We start from the raw sequence: 19048 nt of genomic DNA on the forward strand, positions 1-19048 counted from the left end.
GCATCATGGTAAATGGAGCTATTTGGCTCAACTGAGGTATAGCCATTTATGGAACAGTTGAAATCAGAACTCAGTACGGTTTTGGGGGAAAGCCTCAGCCGGCTTGAGCGCATAAGCGAACAGCCTTATGCGGATCTGTATGCCTTGTATGACAAAGAAGGCAACGCCATTCCTTTGTTGGCTAAAAGTTATGTTTGTCAGGGCGTGGCACAACAGGAAGCCTATAAACTCTCGATGCTGGCGCGTGAAGGTGATGCCCGTCTGCCAACCGTCTATGGGTTGGTACTGACGCAACAGCAACCTTATCGAGAACTGTTGCTGATTGAGCGCTTGCGCGGCGTGTCGGTGGAAGCGCCACCAAGAAACGGCCAGCGCTGGACGCTGCTGATGGACCAAATTGTTGAAAACGTATTGGCCTGGCACCGAATTGACAGCCATGGTTGTGTCGGTTCTGTCGATAGCACGCAGGACAACGATTGGTTCAGTTGGTATCAACAGCGTCTGGAAGTCTTGTGGTCTACGTTGCTTAATGTCAATGCGCCACAACTCACACAGCAGGATCGTACCGTGCTTTATCGCTCTCGCCAGTGCCTGAGGGGGTTGTTTGAGGATTTTGACGATAACTGTGTATTGGTGCACGGTAACCTGTCGCTACGCAGTATGTTGAAGGATGCGCGTAGCGATCAGCTATTAGCGATGATTAATCCGGGGATGATGTTGTGGGCACCCAGAGAGTATGAACTCTTCCGGCTTTGCGAGTCTGGCATGCCAGAACAACTGCTTTATCATTACCTGAAACAGGCACCGGTATCTGAATCTTTCGTCTACCGGCGCTGGCTGTATGTGATTTGGGAAGCGGTATCCCGTTATATCCATACGGGACAGCTAGACCGTCAGCTATTTGATGTGGCCTCCCGCGAACTCTCCCCTTGGCTGGTGTGAGCCTGTGGTTGTTCGGCGTCATGAGGTGTTGTTGACGTTCCCTTTAGTGACTGCCAGAGACGGCCGAGTGTTTCGTACCAAGCGCGCTCGCTGTGCGATAGATAGTAAGCGGAAGGGAATACCTTTTCCCACGGGTTGAGCGCGGACGTGATGGCCATCTGATTTGCCGGAGCCGGAATCGGCGCTAGCCCCTGAGCTTGAAAAAACCGCATGGCGCGAGGCAGGTGGTTGGCCGAAGTTACCAGCAAGAAAGGGCGATCGCCAACAATCTTAGCGGTGGCTGCCGCTTCTTCTTCCGTATCTCTCGGTGTATCCAGAATGACGATATCCTGCTGGGGAATGCCCAGACTCTCTGCCACCAGCGCCGCGGTTTTCGCGCTGCTGACAGGGTTACTTTGCGCTGCTCCACCCGTAAAAATCAATTTTGCGCCGGGGTTGGCATGATAAAGACGAACGCCTTCCGTGACGCGCGGGAGGCTGTTGCTAATGAGATTAGAACTGGGTGCCCATTCTACGTTATAGGTATAGCCCCCGCCTAATACGACAATATAGGCGGCGTTATCCGCTTGTGGCGTTTGTCGCCAGGTTGGGTACTGTGATTCCAGTGGTAACAACAGCCGATCGGCAACAGGTTGCAGGCTGAGGAGAATAAGCATCAGCCAACTGGCTAATATCATCGTTTTCCCCGTGCGCTGCCGCTGGGTAAACCAGAGTAGCAACAGGCCAACACCCATCAAAAGTAATAGCAATGGCAGAGGTTGCAGAAGGCCACCGACGAACTTTTTGAGTGTGAAAAGCATAAAATTGCACTCCTTTTGAGTGAAAAAAACGCATTTGGGAAGATATCATGCGGTAAGGCCATTTATTCTAAGCCAGCCTGTGCCAAAATGGCAGGCTGGAAAAATGCATCGCGCAGACACGAGCTGCACGAGCTATCCCCGTTTATATGATGCGGAACAATGACTGATGCAGGATCGCAATTTTAACGATATCGCCGAAAAATTTTCTCAGAATATTTATGGCACCACGAAGGGGAGACTTCGGCAGGCGGTATTGTGGCAGGATCTTGACGGTCTTTTGGCCCAGCTTCCGGCCCGGCCTTTGCGTATCCTTGATGCTGGTGGCGGTGAAGGGCAGATGGCCTGCCGTCTGGCGGCTTTAGGACATCAGGTATTGTTGTGTGATGTTTCCGATGAGATGATTCAGCGCGCCAAAAACGCGGCGGCGGCGCAGGGCGTCGCCGATAATATACGTTTTGTGCAGTGTGCCGCACAGGATATTGCGCAATATATGGAAAGCCCCGCCGATCTGATATTGTTCCACGCGGTGCTGGAGTGGGTCGCGCAACCGCAGCAGGCACTGAAAATATTGTATGATTGCCTGTCGCCGGGCGGTGCGCTGTCTTTGATGTTTTATAATCGTCACGGGCTGTTGATGCGTAACATGGTACTGGGCAACTTCGATTATGTGCAGGCCGGCATGCTGAAGAAAAAACGGCGCACGCTATCGCCAGACCATCCGCTGGATCCGCAAGAGGTGTACGGCTGGCTTGATGAGATGGGGCTGACCATCAGCGGAAAAACCGGTGTGCGGGTGTTTCATGACTACTTGCAGAATAAGCAGCAGCAAATTGATAAGTTTGCCGACATTCTGGAGCTTGAACAGCGGTATTGCCGACAAGAACCGTTTGTGAGTTTGGGCCGTTATATCCATGTCATGGCGCATAAACCCCATTTGAAGGATGCATTATGAGTGATTTTTCCCAGACTGTACCCGAACTGGTCGCCTGGGCACGAAAAAATGATTTCTCCATTTCCCTCCCCACTGAACGCCTGGCGTTTTTGATGGCGGTCGCGACGCTTAATGGCGAACGTATGGATGGTGAAATGAGTGAAGGTGAACTGATTGATGCCTTCCGCCATGTGAGTCAGGGATTTGATCAGACGAACGAAACCGTTACCGTCCGCGCCAATAACGCGATTAACGATCTGGTGCGTCAGCGGTTGCTTAATCGCTTTACCAGCGAACAGGCTGAAGGCAATGCGATTTATCGTCTGACGCCGCTGGGGATCGGCATCACTGATTATTACATCCGGCAGCGTGAGTTCTCAACGCTGCGGCTTTCGATGCAGCTTTCTATTGTGGCGCAAGAACTCAGTCGCGCGGCTGATGCGGCGGAAGAGGATGGCGATGAGTTTCACTGGCACCGCAATGTGTTTGCACCGCTGAAATATTCCGTAGCTGAAATCTTTGACAGTATCGATCTGTCGCAGCGGGTGATGGATGAGCAGCAGCAGGGGGTTAAAGATGATATCGCGGCGCTGTTAAACCAGGACTGGCGAGCGGCGATCAGTAGTTGTGAACAACTGCTGACAGAAACGTCATCTACGCTGCGCGAATTGCAGGATACGCTTGAAGCTGCAGGCGACAAATTGCAGACGAGCCTGTTGAGCATTCAGGATGCGATCATGAATAACCCGCATAATCTGGAGCTTGTCGACAAGCTGGTGTTTGATCTGCAAAACAAACTCGATCGTATTGTGAGCTGGGGACAGCAGACGATAGATCTGTGGATTGGTTACGACCGCCACGTACACAAGTTTATCCGTACTGCGATTGATATGGATAAAAACCGCGTCTTTGCCCAGCGCCTGCGTCAATCGGTGCAGAGCTATTTCGATAGCCCTTGGGCGTTGACGTTCGCCAACGCGGATCGCCTGTTGGATATGCGTGATGAAGAGCTGACGCTGCGTAGTGAAGAAGTGACCGGTGAACTGCCACCGGAACTGGAATACGAAGAGTTTAGTGAAATGCGCGAGCAGTTAATCGCGCTGGTCGAGCAGGCGCTGCATAAATATAAAGCGCAACAGATTCCGCTGGATTTGAGTGAAGTGATGCGTGAATACCTCACGCAGCATCCTCGCTCGCGGCATTTTGATGTTGCCCGAATCGTGGTCGACCAGGCAGTACGTCTGGGCGTAGCCGAAACAGATTTCTCCGGATTGCCAGCACTGTGGCAGGCAATCAATGATTACGGAGCCAAGGTGCAGGCCCATGTCATCGACAAATATTGAACAATTTATGCCAGTAAAGCTGGCAACCGCGCTGTCGAATAACCTCTTTCCTGCGCTGGACAGCCAATTGCGCGCCGGTCGCCATATTGGTATTGAAGAACTGGAAAACCATGTGTTTTTGATGGATTTTCAGGAAGTGTTGGAGGAGTTCTACAGCCGTTACAACGTGGAACTGATCCGCGCGCCGGAAGGATTTTTCTATCTGCGTCCGCGCTCTACCACGCTGATCCCCCGCTCGGTGCTATCTGAGTTGGATATGATGGTAGGGAAAATCCTCTGTTATCTCTATCTGAGCCCTGAACGCCTGGCGCACGAAGGTATTTTCAGCCAGCAGGAGCTTTATGAAGAGTTGCTGAGTCTGGCCGATGAAAGCAAGCTGCTGAAGCTGGTTAACCAGCGTTCCACCGGTTCCGATCTGGATCGCCAAAAGTTGCAGGAAAAAGTCAGAACCTCGCTTAACCGTTTACGTCGGCTAGGCATGATCTACTTTATGGGCAATGACAGCAGCAAATTCAGAATTACCGAATCGGTGTTTCGCTTTGGGGCAGATGTGCGCAGCGGCGATGATGCCCGCGAAGCGCAGCTCCGCATGATTCGCGATGGTGAAGCGATGCCTGTTGAAGGTAGTTTGTCGCTGAAAGATGACAGCGACGATAACGATCGCACCGATGATATCGCGCCAGAAACGGGCGAGGATGAATAAGAGCTTATCCCATTAGAGCTATTTCATTTGCCATTTTGAACCTGGGCAGTGCTCGAAATCCTCACGTACTACGTGTACGCTCCGGTTTCTGCGCGCTGTCCGTGTCCAAACTGACTGCACCAATAACGCCTACTGGGATGGGCTCTCAGTGTTGAGGATGAACAGGAATGATTGAACGCGGTAAATTTCGCTCACTAACGCTGGTCAACTGGAACGGCTTTTTCGCCCGCACCTTCGATTTGGATGAACTGGTTACTACGCTATCTGGCGGTAACGGTGCCGGGAAATCCACCACGATGGCCGCCTTTATTACGGCGCTGATCCCTGACCTGACGTTACTGCACTTCAGAAACACCACCGAAGCGGGTGCCACCAGCGGTTCACGCGATAAAGGCCTGCACGGTAAATTGCGCGCTGGCGTCTGCTACTCTACGCTGGATGTCGTTAACTCGCGTCATCAGCGCGTGCTGGTTGGGGTTCGTCTCCAGCAGGTTGCGGGGCGCGATCGTAAAGTCGATATCAAGCCTTTCACCATCCAAGGATTGCCGACGGCTATTCAGCCGACGCAAATTCTGACGCAGATTGTCGGCGATCGTCAGGCGCGTGTGCTCTCGTTACAAGAGCTGAAAGAGCGCGTCGAGGAGATGGAAGGTGTTCAGTTCAAGCAATTTAACTCCATCACCGATTATCATTCGCTGATGTTTGATTTGGGCGTGGTGCCTAGGCGCCTGCGTTCTGCTTCCGATCGCAGCAAGTTTTATCGCCTGATTGAAGCCTCGCTATATGGCGGTATTTCCAGCGCGATTACCCGCTCGCTGCGTGACTATCTGCTGCCGGAAAACAGCGGCGTGCGTAAAGCGTTTCAGGATATGGAAGCGGCGCTGCGTGAAAACCGCATGACGCTGGAAGCGATTCGCGTTACCCAGTCCGATCGCGATCTGTTCAAGCACCTGATTTCCGAAGCAACTTCCTATGTTGCCGCTGACTACATGCGGCACGCCAATGAGCGCCGCATTCACCTGGATGGCGCGCTGGAACTGCGCCGTGACCTGTTCTCCAGCCGTAAGCAACTATCGAGCGAGCAATATCGCCATGTGGAAATGGCGCGGGAACTGGCGGAACAGAACGGGGCCGAAGGCGATCTGGAAACGGATTATCAGGCAGCCAGCGATCACCTGAATCTGGTGCAGACCGCGATGCGCCAGCAGGAAAAAATCGAGCGCTATAACGCCGATCTGGAAGAATTGAGCTATCGCCTCGAAGAACAGAACGAGGTGGTAGAAGAAGCGCGAGAACAGCAGGCGGGAAACGAAGAACGTGCTGATGCTGCCGAATTGGAAGTGGATGAGCTGAAAAGTCAGCTTGCCGATTATCAGCAGGCGCTGGATGTACAGCAAACGCGGGCCATTCAGTATCAACAGGCGCAGCAAGCATTGGAACGTGCCCGCATGCTGTGCCAGCTACCGGATCTCACGGCAGATAACGCAGATGAGTGGCTGGACAGCTATCACGCGAAAGAGCAGGAAGCGACAGAAATTCTGCTGATGCTGGAGCAGAAGCTGAGCGTGGCAGATGCGGCGCACGGTCAGTTTGAACAAGCCTATCAGTTAGTGAGTAAAATTGCTGGTGCGGTCAATCGCAACGAGGCCTGGCAGGTCGCGCGCGACCTGTTGCGCGATAGCGCTTCACAACGCTATCAGGCGGAACGGGTACAGCCGCTACGGATGCGTTTGTCTGAATTGGAGCAGCGCCTGCGTGAGCAGCAGGATGCCGAGCGGTTATTGCAGGATTTCAGCAAGCGCAACGGTCAGGATTATCAACCGGAAGAACTGGAATTACTCCAGCAAGAACTGGATGCCCGCATCGACACGCTGTCATCGCTGGTAGCGGAAGCCGGTGAACGCCGCATGGCATTGCGTCAGGAGCTTGAGCAAACCCAGCAGCGAATTCAGAAGCTGACGACGCGTGCGCCAATCTGGCTGGCCGCACAGGAAATGTTGACGCAACTGAGCGAGCAAAGCGGCGAAACGTTTGAAGATAGCCGTCAGGTGACGGCCTTCATGCAGCAACTGCTGGAGCGTGAACGTGAAGCGACGGTTGAGCGCGATGATATCGCCGCCCGCAAACGTCAAATCGAAGCGCAGGTTGAGCGGCTCAGCCAGCCCGGCGGCTCAGAAGACCCGCGCCTGAACGCGCTGGCGGAACGTTTTGGTGGTGTGCTGCTATCTGAAATTTATGATGATGTAACGCTGGATGATGCGCCGTACTTCTCGGCGCTTTATGGCCCGTCACGCCATGCGATAGTGGTGCCCGATCTTTCTCTGGTTCGCGATCAGCTTGCCGGTCTGGAAGACTGTCCAGAAGATTTGTATCTGATCGAGGGCGATCCGCAGTCGTTTGATGACAGCGTGTTTGCCGTTGACGAACTGGAACGCGCCGTCGTGGTGAAAGTCGCGGAGCGCCAGTGGCGTTATTCTCGCTTCCCTGATGTGCCGCTGTTTGGTCGCGCCGCGCGGGAAATGCGTCTGGAAGGCCTGCGTGATGAGCGCGAAGCGCTGGCAGAGCAGTACGCGACGCTGTCATTTGATGTGCAGAAAACGCAGCGCTTGCACCAGTCTTTCAGTCGATTCATCGGTACGCATCTGGCTGTCGTTTTCGATGAAGACCCCGAAGCGGAAATTCGTGTGCTCAGTTCCCGTCGTGGCGAACTGGATCGGTCGATGGCCAGTTTTGACGGTGAGAACCAGCAGCAGCGCCAGCAGTACGAGCAGGCAAAAGAGGCGAGTGCGCAGTTGAATAAACTGATTCCGCGTATTAGCCTGCTGTGCGATGAGACGTTGCAGGATCGCGTAGAAGAGATTCGCGCGGAACTGGATGAAACCGAAGAGTCTGCCCGTTTCATTCAACAGCACGGGGCAACTCTGGCAAAGCTGGAACCGTTGATTTCTGTCTTGCAAAGCGATCCACAGCAGCATGAGCAGTTACAGGAAGATTATACTCAAGCACAGAACGCGCAGCGGCAGGCAAAACAGCAGGCATTTGCGCTGACTGAGGTTGTGCAACGCCGTGCGCACTTCAGCTATGCCGACTCGGCCGGGATGTTGGGTGAAAACGCTGGTCTGAATGACAAGCTGCGCCAGCGCCTGGAACAGGCTGAGGCTGAACGGGCAAAAGCACGTGAACAACTGCGTCAGCATCAGACACAACTGACGCAATATAGTCAGGTTCAGGCATCGCTGAAAAGTTCTTATGACGCCAAGCAGGACATGCTGAAGGAGCTGACGCAGGAGCTGCAGGATATCGGGGTGCGTGCGGATGCCGACGCCGAAGCGCGTGCCCGCCAACGCCGTGATGAACTGCATGCCGCATTAAGCAGCAACCGCTCGCGGCGTAATCAGTTGGAAAAACAGATTACGTTCTGTGAAGCGGAAATGGACAGTTTGCAGAAGAAATTACGCAAGCTGGAGCGTGATTACCACCAGATGCGTGAGCAGGTTGTCACAGCGAAAGCTGGCTGGTGCGCGGTTATGCGTTTGGTGAAAGACAATGGCGTTGAGCGTCGCCTGCACCGCCGTGAGCTGGCGTACATGGAAGGTGATGAACTGCGCTCCATGTCGGATAAGGCGCTGGGAGCGCTGCGTCTGGCGGTGGCGGATAACGAACATCTGCGTGATGTGCTGCGGCTTTCGGAAGATCCGAAGCGACCAGAACGCAAGATCCAGTTCTACATTGCCGTTTACCAGCATCTGCGCGAGCGTATCCGTCAGGATATTATCCGTACCGATGACCCGGTAGAAGCGATTGAACAGATGGAAATCGAGCTTAACCGTCTGACGGAAGAGCTGACGGCGCGTGAACAGATGCTGGCTATCAGCTCGCGTAGTGTGGCAAACATCATTCGTAAAACGATCCAGCGCGAGCAGAACCGTATTCGGATGCTGAACCAAGGGCTGCAAGCGGTCGCGTTTGGTCAGGTGAAGAGCGTTCGGCTCAACGTTAACGTGCGTGAAACGCATACCACGCTGCTCAATGTGCTGTCCGAACAGCAGGAAATGCACCAGGATCTGTTTAACAGCAATCGTCTGACCTTCTCGGAGGCGCTGGCAAAACTGTATCAACGCCTGAACCCTGAAATTGATATGGGGCAGCGCACGCCACAAACTATCGGCGAAGAGCTGCTGGATTACCGAAACTACCTTGAAATGGAAGTTGAGGTTAACCGTGGCGCGGATGGTTGGCTGCGGGCGGAAAGTGGGGCACTGTCTACCGGGGAAGCGATTGGTACTGGGATGTCGATTCTGGTCATGGTGGTACAGAGCTGGGAAGAAGAATCTAAGCGTCTGCGTGGCAAAGATATTATTCCGTGTCGTCTACTCTTCCTCGATGAGGCGGCGCGTCTGGATGCCAAGTCGATCGCCACGCTATTCGAGCTCTGCGATCGGCTGGAAATGCAGTTAGTCATCGCGGCTCCAGAGAATATCAGCCCCGAGAAGGGAACCACCTATAAGCTGGTGCGTAAAGTTTACCAGAACAACGAGCACGTCCATGTGGTTGGGTTGCGTGGGTTCGGAACAGAAACGCCAGAGACGCAAGAACAAGCTTCGTAGCGATAACCTTGCCGTTATTTTTATCTATAATCATAAAGCCGCTTTTTTAAGCGGCTTTATTTTTACGTAAAGAGAATGTTGATGGCGAATAGGTTCATCAAACGCGTAAGATAATAATCAGAAGAAGAAGCAAAAATATTTTTCTCTTTATATACTGACGATAAGACGATTGCTGGCCGTTGAAGGATTTGCGGTTGATCGTTGTAATGCTGCGTACCGTAATAACGGGCGCTATATAAAAAATGTTCATATTTCACGCGTTATCGTTTTTTACAATGGAAAATGCGTTTACGCCAGTGTGACGGTATGTGAGCAATTCAGTTTGTTATTTCCATGTTCAATGTGGATTGTCGTGAAAGCACAGTGGCTAATGAGTACAGGGGATAAATGGATGTTGTTGTTACATAAGCGAAAAATGGTCAGGTTGTTGTTGCGCGTGGGTTGTCTTTGGGTCGGAAGCCTGTCCCCTTCGTTTTCGGTGCTGGCAGCAGCGCCTACGGTGGTATCCGCAGGTGTCGTTTCTGTAGAAAATAGCCGTGTAGGGCTTTTAGCTGCGCTACCACACGGTATGACAGTACATTATCTAGCGGATTTATCCTCGCTTTATGCTCAGAACCGGATGCAACCGATGTGGGCAGATAATCGCGCGGTTCAACAGTTCCAGCAGCAACTTGCCGAATTGGCAATAGCGGGCATACAACCGCAATTCACTACGTGGGTAAGTTGGCTGACCGATCCTCAATTAACCGGGTTTGCGCGTGATATCGTGTTATCAGACGCGATGTTGGGCTATTTGCAGTTCGTCTCTGGTGTAGAACGCAACGGTAACGATTGGCTGTATAGCAGCGTGCCTTATCGCCTGCAATCGCCCGCAGTCAATATCATTTCCCAATGGCAACAGGCCGTAAACTCCGGCACCAGCGCAGCCTATGTTGCTTCGCTGACGCCCTCGCATTCGCAATACGCCAAAATGCATGAAGCATTGAAGACAATGCTGACGGACAATCGCCCGTGGCCGAGCCTGAATCTGACCGAATCTCTACGCCCGGAACAACAGAGCCGCGAACTGGTGGCGTTGCGTGAAATTCTGCAACGTACTGGCATGTTGTCGTCAACGGAGAGCATCACGCTTTTTAATGAAAATGTCTCCGCAACCACCACGCCGCTAACCGAGCAAACGCCTGTCGTCAATGGTGCGGTTAATGCAGACGATCGCTACACGGGCGAGTTGGTCGAGGCGGTTAAACGCTTCCAGCATTGGCAGGGCCTGGAGGATGATGGTGTGATTGGTAAGCGCACGCGCGATTGGCTCAATGTTTCTCCGCAAACGCGCGCGACGCTGCTGGCGTTGAATATCCAGCGTTTGCGCCTGGTACCGGATAATGTTCATACCGGTATTATGGTGAATATCCCCAATTACTCACTGATCTATTATCAGGACGGTGCTGAGCGTTTAGCGTCGCGCGTTATTGTCGGGCAACCGAAACGCAAGACACCGCTAATGAGCAGTTCACTGTATAACGTCGTGGTCAATCCGCCGTGGAATGTGCCTACAACGCTGACGCGGCAAGATATCATTCCTAAGGTTGTGCGCGATCCTGGCTATCTGCAGCGCCATGGCTATACGGTGTTGTCTGGCTGGAGTCAGGATGCAGAGGTGATTGACCCTTCAATGATCGAGTGGCAAGGGGTGTCGGCAGAGCGTTTCCCATATCGTCTGCGTCAGGCACCTGGCGCAAATAACTCGTTGGGGCGCTATAAATTTAATATGCCGAACTCGGAAGCGATTTATCTGCATGACACGCCTAATCATAATCTGTTTCAGCGAGATATCCGGGCGCTAAGCTCCGGTTGCGTGCGGGTCAATAAGGCATCGGAACTGGCTAGCATGCTGCTACAGGATGCAGGCTGGAATAATAGCCGCATTTCTTCCACGTTGGATCAGGGAAATACCACCTTTGTTTCAATGAAACATCGCATACCGGTTAATCTCTATTACCTGACCGCGTGGGTGGCTGAAGATGGCAGGCCGCAATTCCGAACAGATATTTACAATTATGATGATACCGCCCGATCGGGGACGAAAGTACTTCCCAAAGCAGGGCTGTTGCTTCTGTAAGTATTGAAAATACGGGCATTAGCGGTATAGGGATTTTATTATTTTGCGGGGGATTGGTGCGATCTCCCGCAAACCTCTCAGCAAAGCGGGTTGACTCACTTTTCTCTGGCAGTTAAGGTTCAAGGCGGTGCGTTTTGTACCGCTTTTATACCGTTCTTTTAGCCAGGATACTTGTTCTATGGATCACATTGACAATCATCGCCGTAAGTGGCTTGCACTGGGTGGTGCCGCATTGGGTATCGCACTGCTTCCCGGTCAGGCATTTGCAACGTTATCTACCCCCCGACCACGAATTTTGACGCTAGATAACCTGAATACCGGAGAGCGGCTGAAAACGGAATTCTTTGATGGTAAACGGTATAACAAATCAGAACTTTCCCGCCTGAATCACTTTTTCCGCGATTATCGTGCCAATAAAGTCAAAATGATTGATCCGCAGCTTTTCGATCAGCTCTATCGTTTACAGGTCATGTTGGGAACCAACAAACCCGTGCAACTGATTTCCGGTTATCGTGCAATGGATACCAATAACGAATTGCGCGCGCATAGCCGAGGTGTGGCAAAGCAGAGCTACCACACAAAAGGGCAAGCGATGGATTTCCATATCGAAGGTGTCCAACTGGCCAATATCCGTAAAGCTGCCACTAAAATGCGTGCCGGCGGGGTTGGCTACTATCCACGCAGTGATTTCGTTCACATCGATACCGGCCCGGTCCGCACCTGGTAATTTGCTATAGCAGCGCGACACTTTTTTGATACGGCTCGCGGCGACATAGCGAGTCGTTTAGTTATTCAACATGGAGTGATATGAAATATCAAATCGTCCCGGTGACGGCATTTAGCCAGAACTGCACATTGTTATGGTGTGAAAAAACCAATGAAGCAGCGATTGTCGATCCCGGTGGTGACGCTGAAAAAATCAAACATGCCGTCGCAGATGCAGGAATTTTGGTTAAACAGATTCTGTTGACGCATGGTCATCTGGATCACGTCGGTGCAGCAGCAGAACTGGCGGGGCACTATCAGGTGTCGATTATTGGCCCGCAGATTGAAGATGCTTTCTGGCTGGAAGGCTTACCTGCACAGAGCCGTATGTTTGGCTTGGAAGAGTGTGCGCCGCTGACACCATCACGCTGGCTGCAGGAAGGTGATGAAGTCAGCGTCGGAGAAACGACACTGGCGGTTTTCCACTGTCCTGGCCATACACCGGGCCACATTGTTTTCTTTGATACCGAATCACGGCTGGCACAGGTTGGCGATGTGATTTTCAACGGTGGCGTAGGGCGCACTGATTTCCCTCAAGGCGATCATCAGGCGTTAATTGCGTCCATCAAGAATAAGCTGCTGCCGCTGGGTGACGACGTGACGTTTATTCCGGGGCACGGTCCAATGTCGACATTAGGACATGAGCGTAAAACCAATCCTTTCCTGCGTGAAGATGCCGCTATTTGGTAATTTGCTACCAGGTAAAAGAGCAGAAATGAAAAAGCCGACACAGAATGTCGGCTTTTTTCGATCGCAAAACGATCGGCAATCAGAGTACAGCAACAATCGCTTCGCAGAGCGGTGCCATGTTTTCTGGCGTCATCCCTGCAACGTTGACACGGCCTGAGTTCACCGCGTAAACGCCGAATTCGTCACGCAGGCGCAGAACCTGCTCCTTGGTCAAGCCGCTGAATGAGAACATCCCATTCTGATTGATGATGAAGGAGAAATCCTGCTGTGCGCCTTTTTCCTGCAACGTATTGACGAACAACTGACGCATACGCTGAATGCGTTCACGCATCGCCGTCAACTCCTGCACCCAAATGGCCTTCAACGCGTCGTTACCCAAGATGGTAGCAACAACGGTCGCGCCGTGTGACGGTGGGTTAGAGTAGTTGGCGCGAATGGCGGCTTTCACCTGACTGAATGCTTTGTCTGCCGTTGCGGCATCTGCGGCAACCAGCGTACAGGCACCGACGCGCTCATTGTACAAACCGAAGTTTTTAGAGTAGGAGCTGCATACGATCAGTTCATCGTGAAGTGCGGCAAAGATGCGCAGACCTTCCGCATCTTCTTCGAGCCCACGGGCAAAACCCTGATAGGCGAAGTCAAACAGCGGTAGCCAGCCTTTTGCTACCGACAGCTCGGCCAGTTTAGCCCACTGCTCAGCAGTAGGATCGATACCGGTTGGGTTATGGCAGCAGCCGTGGAACAGCACCACGTCACCTGCCTGTGCGGCATTCAGGCTGTTCAGCAGGCCATCAAAATCCAGCGCATGGTTTGCTGCATCGTAGTAGTCATATTGGCAAATTTCTAAACCGACGGCAGAGAACACATTATTGTGATTTGGCCAGGTTGGGTTGCTGATCCAAATGCGTTTTGCCGACGTCTGATTTGCAATGAAATCCGCCGCTACGCGTAAAGCACCAGTTCCGCCCGGCGTTTGCGCGGTACGAGCACGTTTGTCGGCAATGATGGCATTCTGCTTGCCAAACAGCAGTTCCTGCGTGCACTGACCGAATGCTGGCAAGCCGTCAATGCCCAAATAATTTTTGGTGGTTTCATTTTCCAGCAGATAATGTTCTGCTTTTTTTACGCTGGTCAGAACCGGGGTTTTGCCGGTTTCATCTTTATAGACACCAATACCCAGATTGATTTTATTCGCGCGGTCATCGGCGCGGAAAAGATCGGTCAGCCCGAGAATAGGATCGGCCGGTGCGGCAGAGATATTTTCAAACATTGCCAGAATGTTCCATAACTGAGATGAAATAAGAATTCTCAGAGTACCGTCAGTAAAAGGCTTTGCCAACCGTTGATGTCAAAAAGAAAGGGAAATAACAGGGAGAAGGAAAGAGACGAAATAAAAGACTGGTTAGGTGAGAATAATTGGCGCAAAGCAGAAACAAAAACACGGTGTGCGTTTTTCAATGTTGCTTACGGTGGCTCGTCAGAGAGCGATCCGACGTGCAATAAAAAAGACAGAGCCGAGGCTCTGTCTTTTCCTGCAATACGAACGATTAACTCGCTACGTTATGCTGCCTGCGATGACTTAGAACTGGTAGATTACACCCACGTTCACGATATCGCCGTTATCTTGCTCGAATGCTTTATTTTGGTCTTTATCAAGCAGGTTGATATCGTACTCAACATAGGTAGAGAAGTTTTTGTTGAATGCGTAAGTACCGCCGATGCTTGCATATTTAACCGCGTAATTGTTACCGTTGACAGCACCATCAACTTTGTCTTTACGAGTTACATAAGCAATAGTCGGTGTTAAACCGAAATCAAAGTTATATTGAGCAACCAATTCAAAGATTTTGCTTTCGTCAGCAATTCGGCCATCAGCTTTACTGGTCAAGAAGAAATTGCGAGCTTCACCGTAAACCGCCGCAACATAGATGTTGTTCGCGTCGTATTTCAGACCCGTTGACCATACGTCAGCACGATCGCCTTTAGCACCAGCAGCAGCCTGCTGGGTTTGAGTACGATCATACGCACCGTAAGAGGCAACTACACCTACGCCGAAATCGGTATCATAAGACAGAGAAGTCGCCCACGCATCACCGTGCTGACGATCCAGTCGATCAACTGAAATTGGCAAACCTGTGGTGCTACTAGTACCTTGCTCATCGTCTTTAGCTACGTATTGTAAAGCGAAGCCCAAGTTATCTACTAGGCCAAAAAAGTTGGTAGTGTTAAAAGTTGCAGCGTTGCCAATACGGCCAGTCAGAGTATCAGTGATGCTGCTGTCGCCGCCGTTTTCTGGCAGAACGTCGGTGTAAGCCATACCGTTGTAAGCCACGCCTACGTTACGACCGTAGTCGAAAGAGCCGAAATCAGCAAATTTCAGGCCAGCAAAGGCTTTACGCGTTTTTCCTGCACTACCGTTACGATCTTCGGTCTTATTAGCATCGAACTGGTATTCAAATGTACCGTAGCCGGTCAGATCGCTGGTGATCTGAGTCTGGCCTTTAAAGCCCAGACGTGCATAGGTGTTATCTGCATTATCGTCGCTTTGGTTATTGAACGTATAACCTGCGTGTACACGACCATTAAGATCCAGCTTGTTCGCATCTTTATTATAGATTTCTGCTGCGTTGGCTGCGCCTGCGACTAACAGAGCTGGGATTACTACTGCAAGAATGTTGCGTTTCATCATTATTACCCTCATTGGTGTTATTTAGACACCTGCCACTGCCATAAATAATTCTTTAGGGAACTATTCCTGAAAGTTTGGTGTCTTCCTGTGTCTGAACGCAGTTTTCCATTCGCACGCTCGTTAATCCACCCTAAAGATGCTACAAACTTCGCAATCGGGTAACAAATGGAAATAATGTGTTTCTAAATGTAAAAATCAGGGAACTTTTTGTGACATAACAAAAATTAAAAAAAAAGAGCCGGGAAGCCCGACTCTCCTTTTCTACATATTTGTTTTACTTATATTAAATATTTATTTAGAAACTGGCGTTCCGTGGCGTGCGTGGGAAAGGGATTACATCGCGCACATTTTGTACACCGGTAACATAGGCGATCAGTCGTTCAAAACCTAAACCGAAACCGGAATGGGGAATGGTGCCGTAACGGCGTAAATCACGATACCACCAGTAGTCTTCTTTATTCAGCCCCATCTCTTCCAGACGGCTATCCAGTTGAGCCAGACGCTCTTCACGCTGTGAACCCCCGATGATTTCGCCGATTCCTGGCGCCAGAACATCCATCGCGGCAACGGTTTTACCGTCGTCGTTCATGCGCATGTAGAAGGCTTTGATGTCTTTTGGATAGTTTTTAACCACAACCGGTGCTTTGAAGTGTTGCTCAGCCAGATAACGCTCATGTTCGGAGGAGAGGTCAACGCCCCAATAAACCGGGTTCTCGAACTGCTGCCCGCAGTTCAGTAGGATCTCGACGGCATCGGTGTAATCCACCTGTGCGAAATCGGAACTGACGAATTTTTCCAGTCGAGTGACCGCATCTTTATCGACGCGCTCGGCAAAGAACGCCATATCATCGGCACGCTCGTTCAGTACGGCCTGGAAAACATATTTCAGCAGGTTTTCAGCCAGACCCGCAACGTCATCCAGAGAAGCGAAAGCGACTTCTGGTTCGATCATCCAAAACTCGGCCAGATGGCGACTGGTGTTAGAGTTTTCTGCGCGGAAAGTCGGACCAAAGGTATAGACGTTGGACAACGCACAGGCGTAAGTTTCGCCATTCAACTGGCCGGATACGGTCAGGAATGCTTCTTTACCAAAGAAGTCTTCACTGAAATCTACTTTACCTTGCTCGGTACGCGGTAAGTTTTCCAGATCGAGTGTGGATACACGGAACATTTCACCCGCACCTTCGGTATCGGATGCGGTAATCAGCGGGGTAGACACCCAGAAGTAACCGTTTTCGTGGAAGAAACGGTGGATCGCCTGCGCCAGCGTATGACGAACGCGCGCAACAGCACCGATCAGGTTGGTTCGTGGACGCAGGTGTGCGACTTCACGCAGGTATTCGATGCTGTGACGCTTCGCCGCCATCGGATAGGTGTCGGGATCGTCAACCCAGCCGACCACGTTGACGTGGGTCGCTTGCAGCTCGAAGCTTTGGCCTTCACCTGGAGAAGCAACAACATTGCCGGTGATTTCAACGGAGCAACCGGTGGTCAGGCGCAGTACGTCATCTTGATAATTCGAGAGATTATTATTAACGACAGCCTGTAATGGATTAAAGCAGGAGCCGTCATAAACGGCGATAAAGGAGATACCGGCTTTAGAATCTCTCCGGGTACGTACCCAGCCGCGCACGGTGACTTCGCTGTCAACGGCGACACGGCCTTGCAGTACATCGACTACAGGCACTACGCTCATAAAATTCTCTCTTTAATTAATCGTGTTTAAGAAATGTATCGTGTTTAAAACGATGAGTGGCCCAATCCGAGCCATTTGCTATGTTACTTGCGATGCAACAGGACACAAGCAGAAATCACCAGAATGGCGCGAAGTTTTCGCTCATGCCGGTGAGTCTGCTGCAAAGTTGGTCAATACCCGTCATACTTCAAGTTGCATGTGCGTTGGCTACGCTACTCGACCCACTTATGTGGATCTCGCCCGTTGGGGCCGCTGCAAGCAGCGTTCAAGTCTGCCTCTGGCAGACTTGTCAGTTACCCGAATCACTTACCTGAGTAAGTTCATCGGGATTCCTTCTCTTGCCGCCTGCCTGAAACTCAAATTATTTAGGGTATATGGGAAAGTCTTAACTGGCCTTTTTCACGCGGGGCAGGTCAAACGCTTTGCGTAACTCACACACGAAGTTCTGATCCTGACAGATGGTTTTACCCGGGCTATCGGAGAGTTTCGCCACCGGTTTGCCGTTGCATTCCACCAGCTTGATGACGATATTCAGCGGTTTCACGCCGGGAATGTCACACGTCAGGCGTGTACCCATGCCAAATACCAGATTCACGCGTTGGTGAAAGTGACGATACAGCACCAGCGCTTTATCCAGATTTAGATTGTCGGAGAAGACCAGCGTTTTGCTCATCGGATCGATGTTCAGGCGCTGATAATGTGCAATCGCTTTCTCGCCCCAATCGACCGGATCGCCAGAATCATGACGCAGCCCCTGATAGGCTTCGGCGAACGGTAAATCGAAATCACGCAAAAAAGCATCCATCGTGATGCAATCGGTCAACGCAATACCCAAATGAGTGGGATATTCATGCAGCCACATGTGGAGTGCCGCGCGCTGGCTGTTGGCCAGCGTCGGACTAATCTGTTGATGCGCCTGAAACCACTCGTGAGCTTGCGTGCCGACAGGTGTGATACTCAAACGGCGTGCCAGATCGTAATTGCTGGTGCCGATGAGATAAGGGAAGTCGGCTCGTAGCGTCGTGACAATGGTTTGTTGGACATCACGAGAGAAGCGGCGACGTGTGCCGAAATCCATTAACTTGAACCGACTGAGATCCACATCCTTGCTGTTCTGGCGGAAATTTTCCAATGAGGCTGACAGTTGGGCGAGCGCCTGTTTAGTCGCGACATCGGGTGAACGATACCGATGCACGACTTCACTGATCACGGCCAGCAAGGGAACTTCCCACAGAATTACTTCACGCCACGGCCCGGTGATGCGGATATCCAGCTTGCCAGCGTTATTCTTAATCGAAACCTGCTGCGGATTAAAACGGAAGTCCCGCAGCCAGTGGAGATAGTCCTGCTGAAAGAACGGCAGAGAAGAAAGGTAGGTAAACTCATCGTCACTCAATGACAAGAAACGCATCAGATCAACCTGATGGGCGATCTCGTCGGCATAGACGCCTAATAACTCATCGCCACGGCAGCGGAATTCGGCCGCAACATCGACATCATAATAATGATGATACACCGCCTGTTGCATGTGCAGTTTGTAGGCATCGGTATCCAGCAATGAGTGCAAAATCGGGGAAGTGTGCAAAGTCATAATGCGTTACAGCATCCTTGTAAGATGCCTATCCACCATCGGGACAATCAGCAATGTCCGGTCAGTATACCTTGATTATCTGTTTATTACATTACGACAACATAGCGAGACGTGCGGGAGTGAACCACGGTACGATGATTATCCTCATTATTTTGTCGTGGTAACATTAAGA

General features: G+C 51.5%; 13 protein-coding genes. 8 read left to right on the forward strand and 5 right to left on the reverse strand.

What is annotated here, in order from left to right; translation table 11 throughout:
* Positions 1–48: 48 nt before the first annotated feature.
* Complete coding sequence (locus A7983_RS17525; protein WP_005967653.1) at positions 49–942, forward strand: YcbJ family phosphotransferase; 894 nt, start codon at positions 49–51, stop codon at positions 940–942.
* On the opposite strand, the gene elyC is transcribed toward A7983_RS17525, so the two are convergent.
* Positions 894–1742 carry an envelope biogenesis factor ElyC gene (elyC, locus tag A7983_RS17530; protein ID WP_005967655.1) on the reverse strand — a complete coding sequence of 283 codons (849 nt, stop codon included), beginning with the start codon at positions 1740–1742 and terminating at the stop codon, positions 894–896. The genes A7983_RS17525 and elyC overlap by 49 nt on opposite strands.
* A gap of 166 nt (positions 1743–1908) precedes the next feature.
* Here elyC and cmoM point away from each other — a divergent pair, with 166 nt between their 5' ends.
* The 7 genes from cmoM to A7983_RS17565 all read left to right on the forward strand — a co-directional run bounded on the left by cmoM (position 1909) and on the right by A7983_RS17565 (position 12900).
* Complete coding sequence (cmoM, locus tag A7983_RS17535; RefSeq protein ID WP_005967657.1) at positions 1909–2694, forward strand: tRNA uridine 5-oxyacetic acid(34) methyltransferase CmoM; 786 nt, start codon at positions 1909–1911, stop codon at positions 2692–2694.
* Positions 2691–4016, forward strand: coding sequence for a chromosome partition protein MukF (mukF, locus tag A7983_RS17540; protein WP_005967659.1), 1326 nt, complete (start codon positions 2691–2693; stop codon positions 4014–4016). Before cmoM ends, mukF begins: the two co-directional genes overlap by 4 nt.
* Positions 3997–4719: a chromosome partition protein MukE gene (gene mukE, locus A7983_RS17545; protein WP_005967661.1), complete on the forward strand. Its 723-nt coding sequence runs from the start codon at positions 3997–3999 to the stop codon at positions 4717–4719. The genes mukF and mukE overlap by 20 nt, the downstream gene beginning before the upstream one ends.
* 167 nt (positions 4720–4886) lie before the next feature.
* Positions 4887–9326, forward strand: a complete 4440-nt coding sequence (gene mukB / locus A7983_RS17550; RefSeq protein ID WP_005967663.1) for a chromosome partition protein MukB — start codon at positions 4887–4889, stop codon at positions 9324–9326.
* Positions 9327–9717: 391 nt separating this feature from the next.
* Positions 9718–11445 (forward strand): L,D-transpeptidase, encoded by a 1728-nt coding sequence (gene ldtD / locus A7983_RS17555; protein ID WP_039477385.1) that lies wholly within the window; start codon positions 9718–9720, stop codon positions 11443–11445.
* 178 nt (positions 11446–11623) lie between these two features.
* A complete protein-coding gene (locus A7983_RS17560; RefSeq protein ID WP_005967668.1) occupies positions 11624–12172 on the forward strand; it encodes a YcbK family protein in 549 nt (182 codons plus the stop codon).
* Positions 12173–12252: 80 nt separating this feature from the next.
* Entirely contained in the window at positions 12253–12900 is a 648-nt protein-coding gene (locus A7983_RS17565; RefSeq protein ID WP_005967670.1) for an MBL fold metallo-hydrolase, read from the forward strand.
* Positions 12901–12979: 79 nt separating this feature from the next.
* Here the strand turns inward: A7983_RS17565 and A7983_RS17570 are convergent, their stop codons facing one another.
* The 4 genes from A7983_RS17570 to pncB all read right to left on the reverse strand — a co-directional run bounded on the left by A7983_RS17570 (position 12980) and on the right by pncB (position 18876).
* Positions 12980–14170, reverse strand: a complete 1191-nt coding sequence (locus A7983_RS17570) for an amino acid aminotransferase (RefSeq protein WP_005967672.1) — start codon at positions 14168–14170, stop codon at positions 12980–12982.
* 309 nt (positions 14171–14479) lie between these two features.
* Positions 14480–15589, reverse strand: a complete 1110-nt coding sequence (locus A7983_RS17575) for a porin (RefSeq protein WP_005967674.1) — start codon at positions 15587–15589, stop codon at positions 14480–14482.
* Between the two features lie 295 nt (positions 15590–15884).
* A complete protein-coding gene (asnS, locus tag A7983_RS17580) occupies positions 15885–17285 on the reverse strand; it encodes an asparagine--tRNA ligase (RefSeq protein ID WP_005967676.1) in 1401 nt (466 codons plus the stop codon).
* Positions 17286–17670: 385 nt separating this feature from the next.
* Entirely contained in the window at positions 17671–18876 is a 1206-nt protein-coding gene (pncB, locus tag A7983_RS17585) for a nicotinate phosphoribosyltransferase (RefSeq protein ID WP_005967678.1), read from the reverse strand.
* Positions 18877–19048: the final 172 nt, after the last annotated feature.

Source organism: Pectobacterium wasabiae CFBP 3304 (assembly GCF_001742185.1).
Classification (GTDB): Bacteria; Pseudomonadota; Gammaproteobacteria; order Enterobacterales; family Enterobacteriaceae; genus Pectobacterium; species Pectobacterium wasabiae.

Bases quoted from the DNA above. Each gene is read 5' to 3' on its own strand.
- cmoM (WP_005967657.1), top strand. From the start codon at position 1,909: ATGCAGGATCGCAATTTTAACGATATCGCCGAAAAATTTTCTCAGAAT.
- ldtD (WP_039477385.1), top strand. From the start codon at position 9,718: ATGTTGTTGTTACATAAGCGAAAAATGGTCAGGTTGTTGTTGCGCGTG.
- A7983_RS17570 (WP_005967672.1), bottom strand. From the start codon at position 14,170: ATGTTTGAAAATATCTCTGCCGCACCGGCCGATCCTATTCTCGGGCTG.
- A7983_RS17565 (WP_005967670.1), top strand. From the start codon at position 12,253: ATGAAATATCAAATCGTCCCGGTGACGGCATTTAGCCAGAACTGCACA.
- mukE (WP_005967661.1), top strand. From the start codon at position 3,997: ATGTCATCGACAAATATTGAACAATTTATGCCAGTAAAGCTGGCAACC.
- pncB (WP_005967678.1), bottom strand. From the start codon at position 18,876: ATGACTTTGCACACTTCCCCGATTTTGCACTCATTGCTGGATACCGAT.
- A7983_RS17575 (WP_005967674.1), bottom strand. From the start codon at position 15,589: ATGATGAAACGCAACATTCTTGCAGTAGTAATCCCAGCTCTGTTAGTC.
- mukF (WP_005967659.1), top strand. From the start codon at position 2,691: ATGAGTGATTTTTCCCAGACTGTACCCGAACTGGTCGCCTGGGCACGA.
- A7983_RS17525 (WP_005967653.1), top strand. From the start codon at position 49: ATGGAACAGTTGAAATCAGAACTCAGTACGGTTTTGGGGGAAAGCCTC.
- mukB (WP_005967663.1), top strand. From the start codon at position 4,887: ATGATTGAACGCGGTAAATTTCGCTCACTAACGCTGGTCAACTGGAAC.
- asnS (WP_005967676.1), bottom strand. From the start codon at position 17,285: ATGAGCGTAGTGCCTGTAGTCGATGTACTGCAAGGCCGTGTCGCCGTT.
- A7983_RS17560 (WP_005967668.1), top strand. From the start codon at position 11,624: ATGGATCACATTGACAATCATCGCCGTAAGTGGCTTGCACTGGGTGGT.
- elyC (WP_005967655.1), bottom strand. From the start codon at position 1,742: ATGCTTTTCACACTCAAAAAGTTCGTCGGTGGCCTTCTGCAACCTCTG.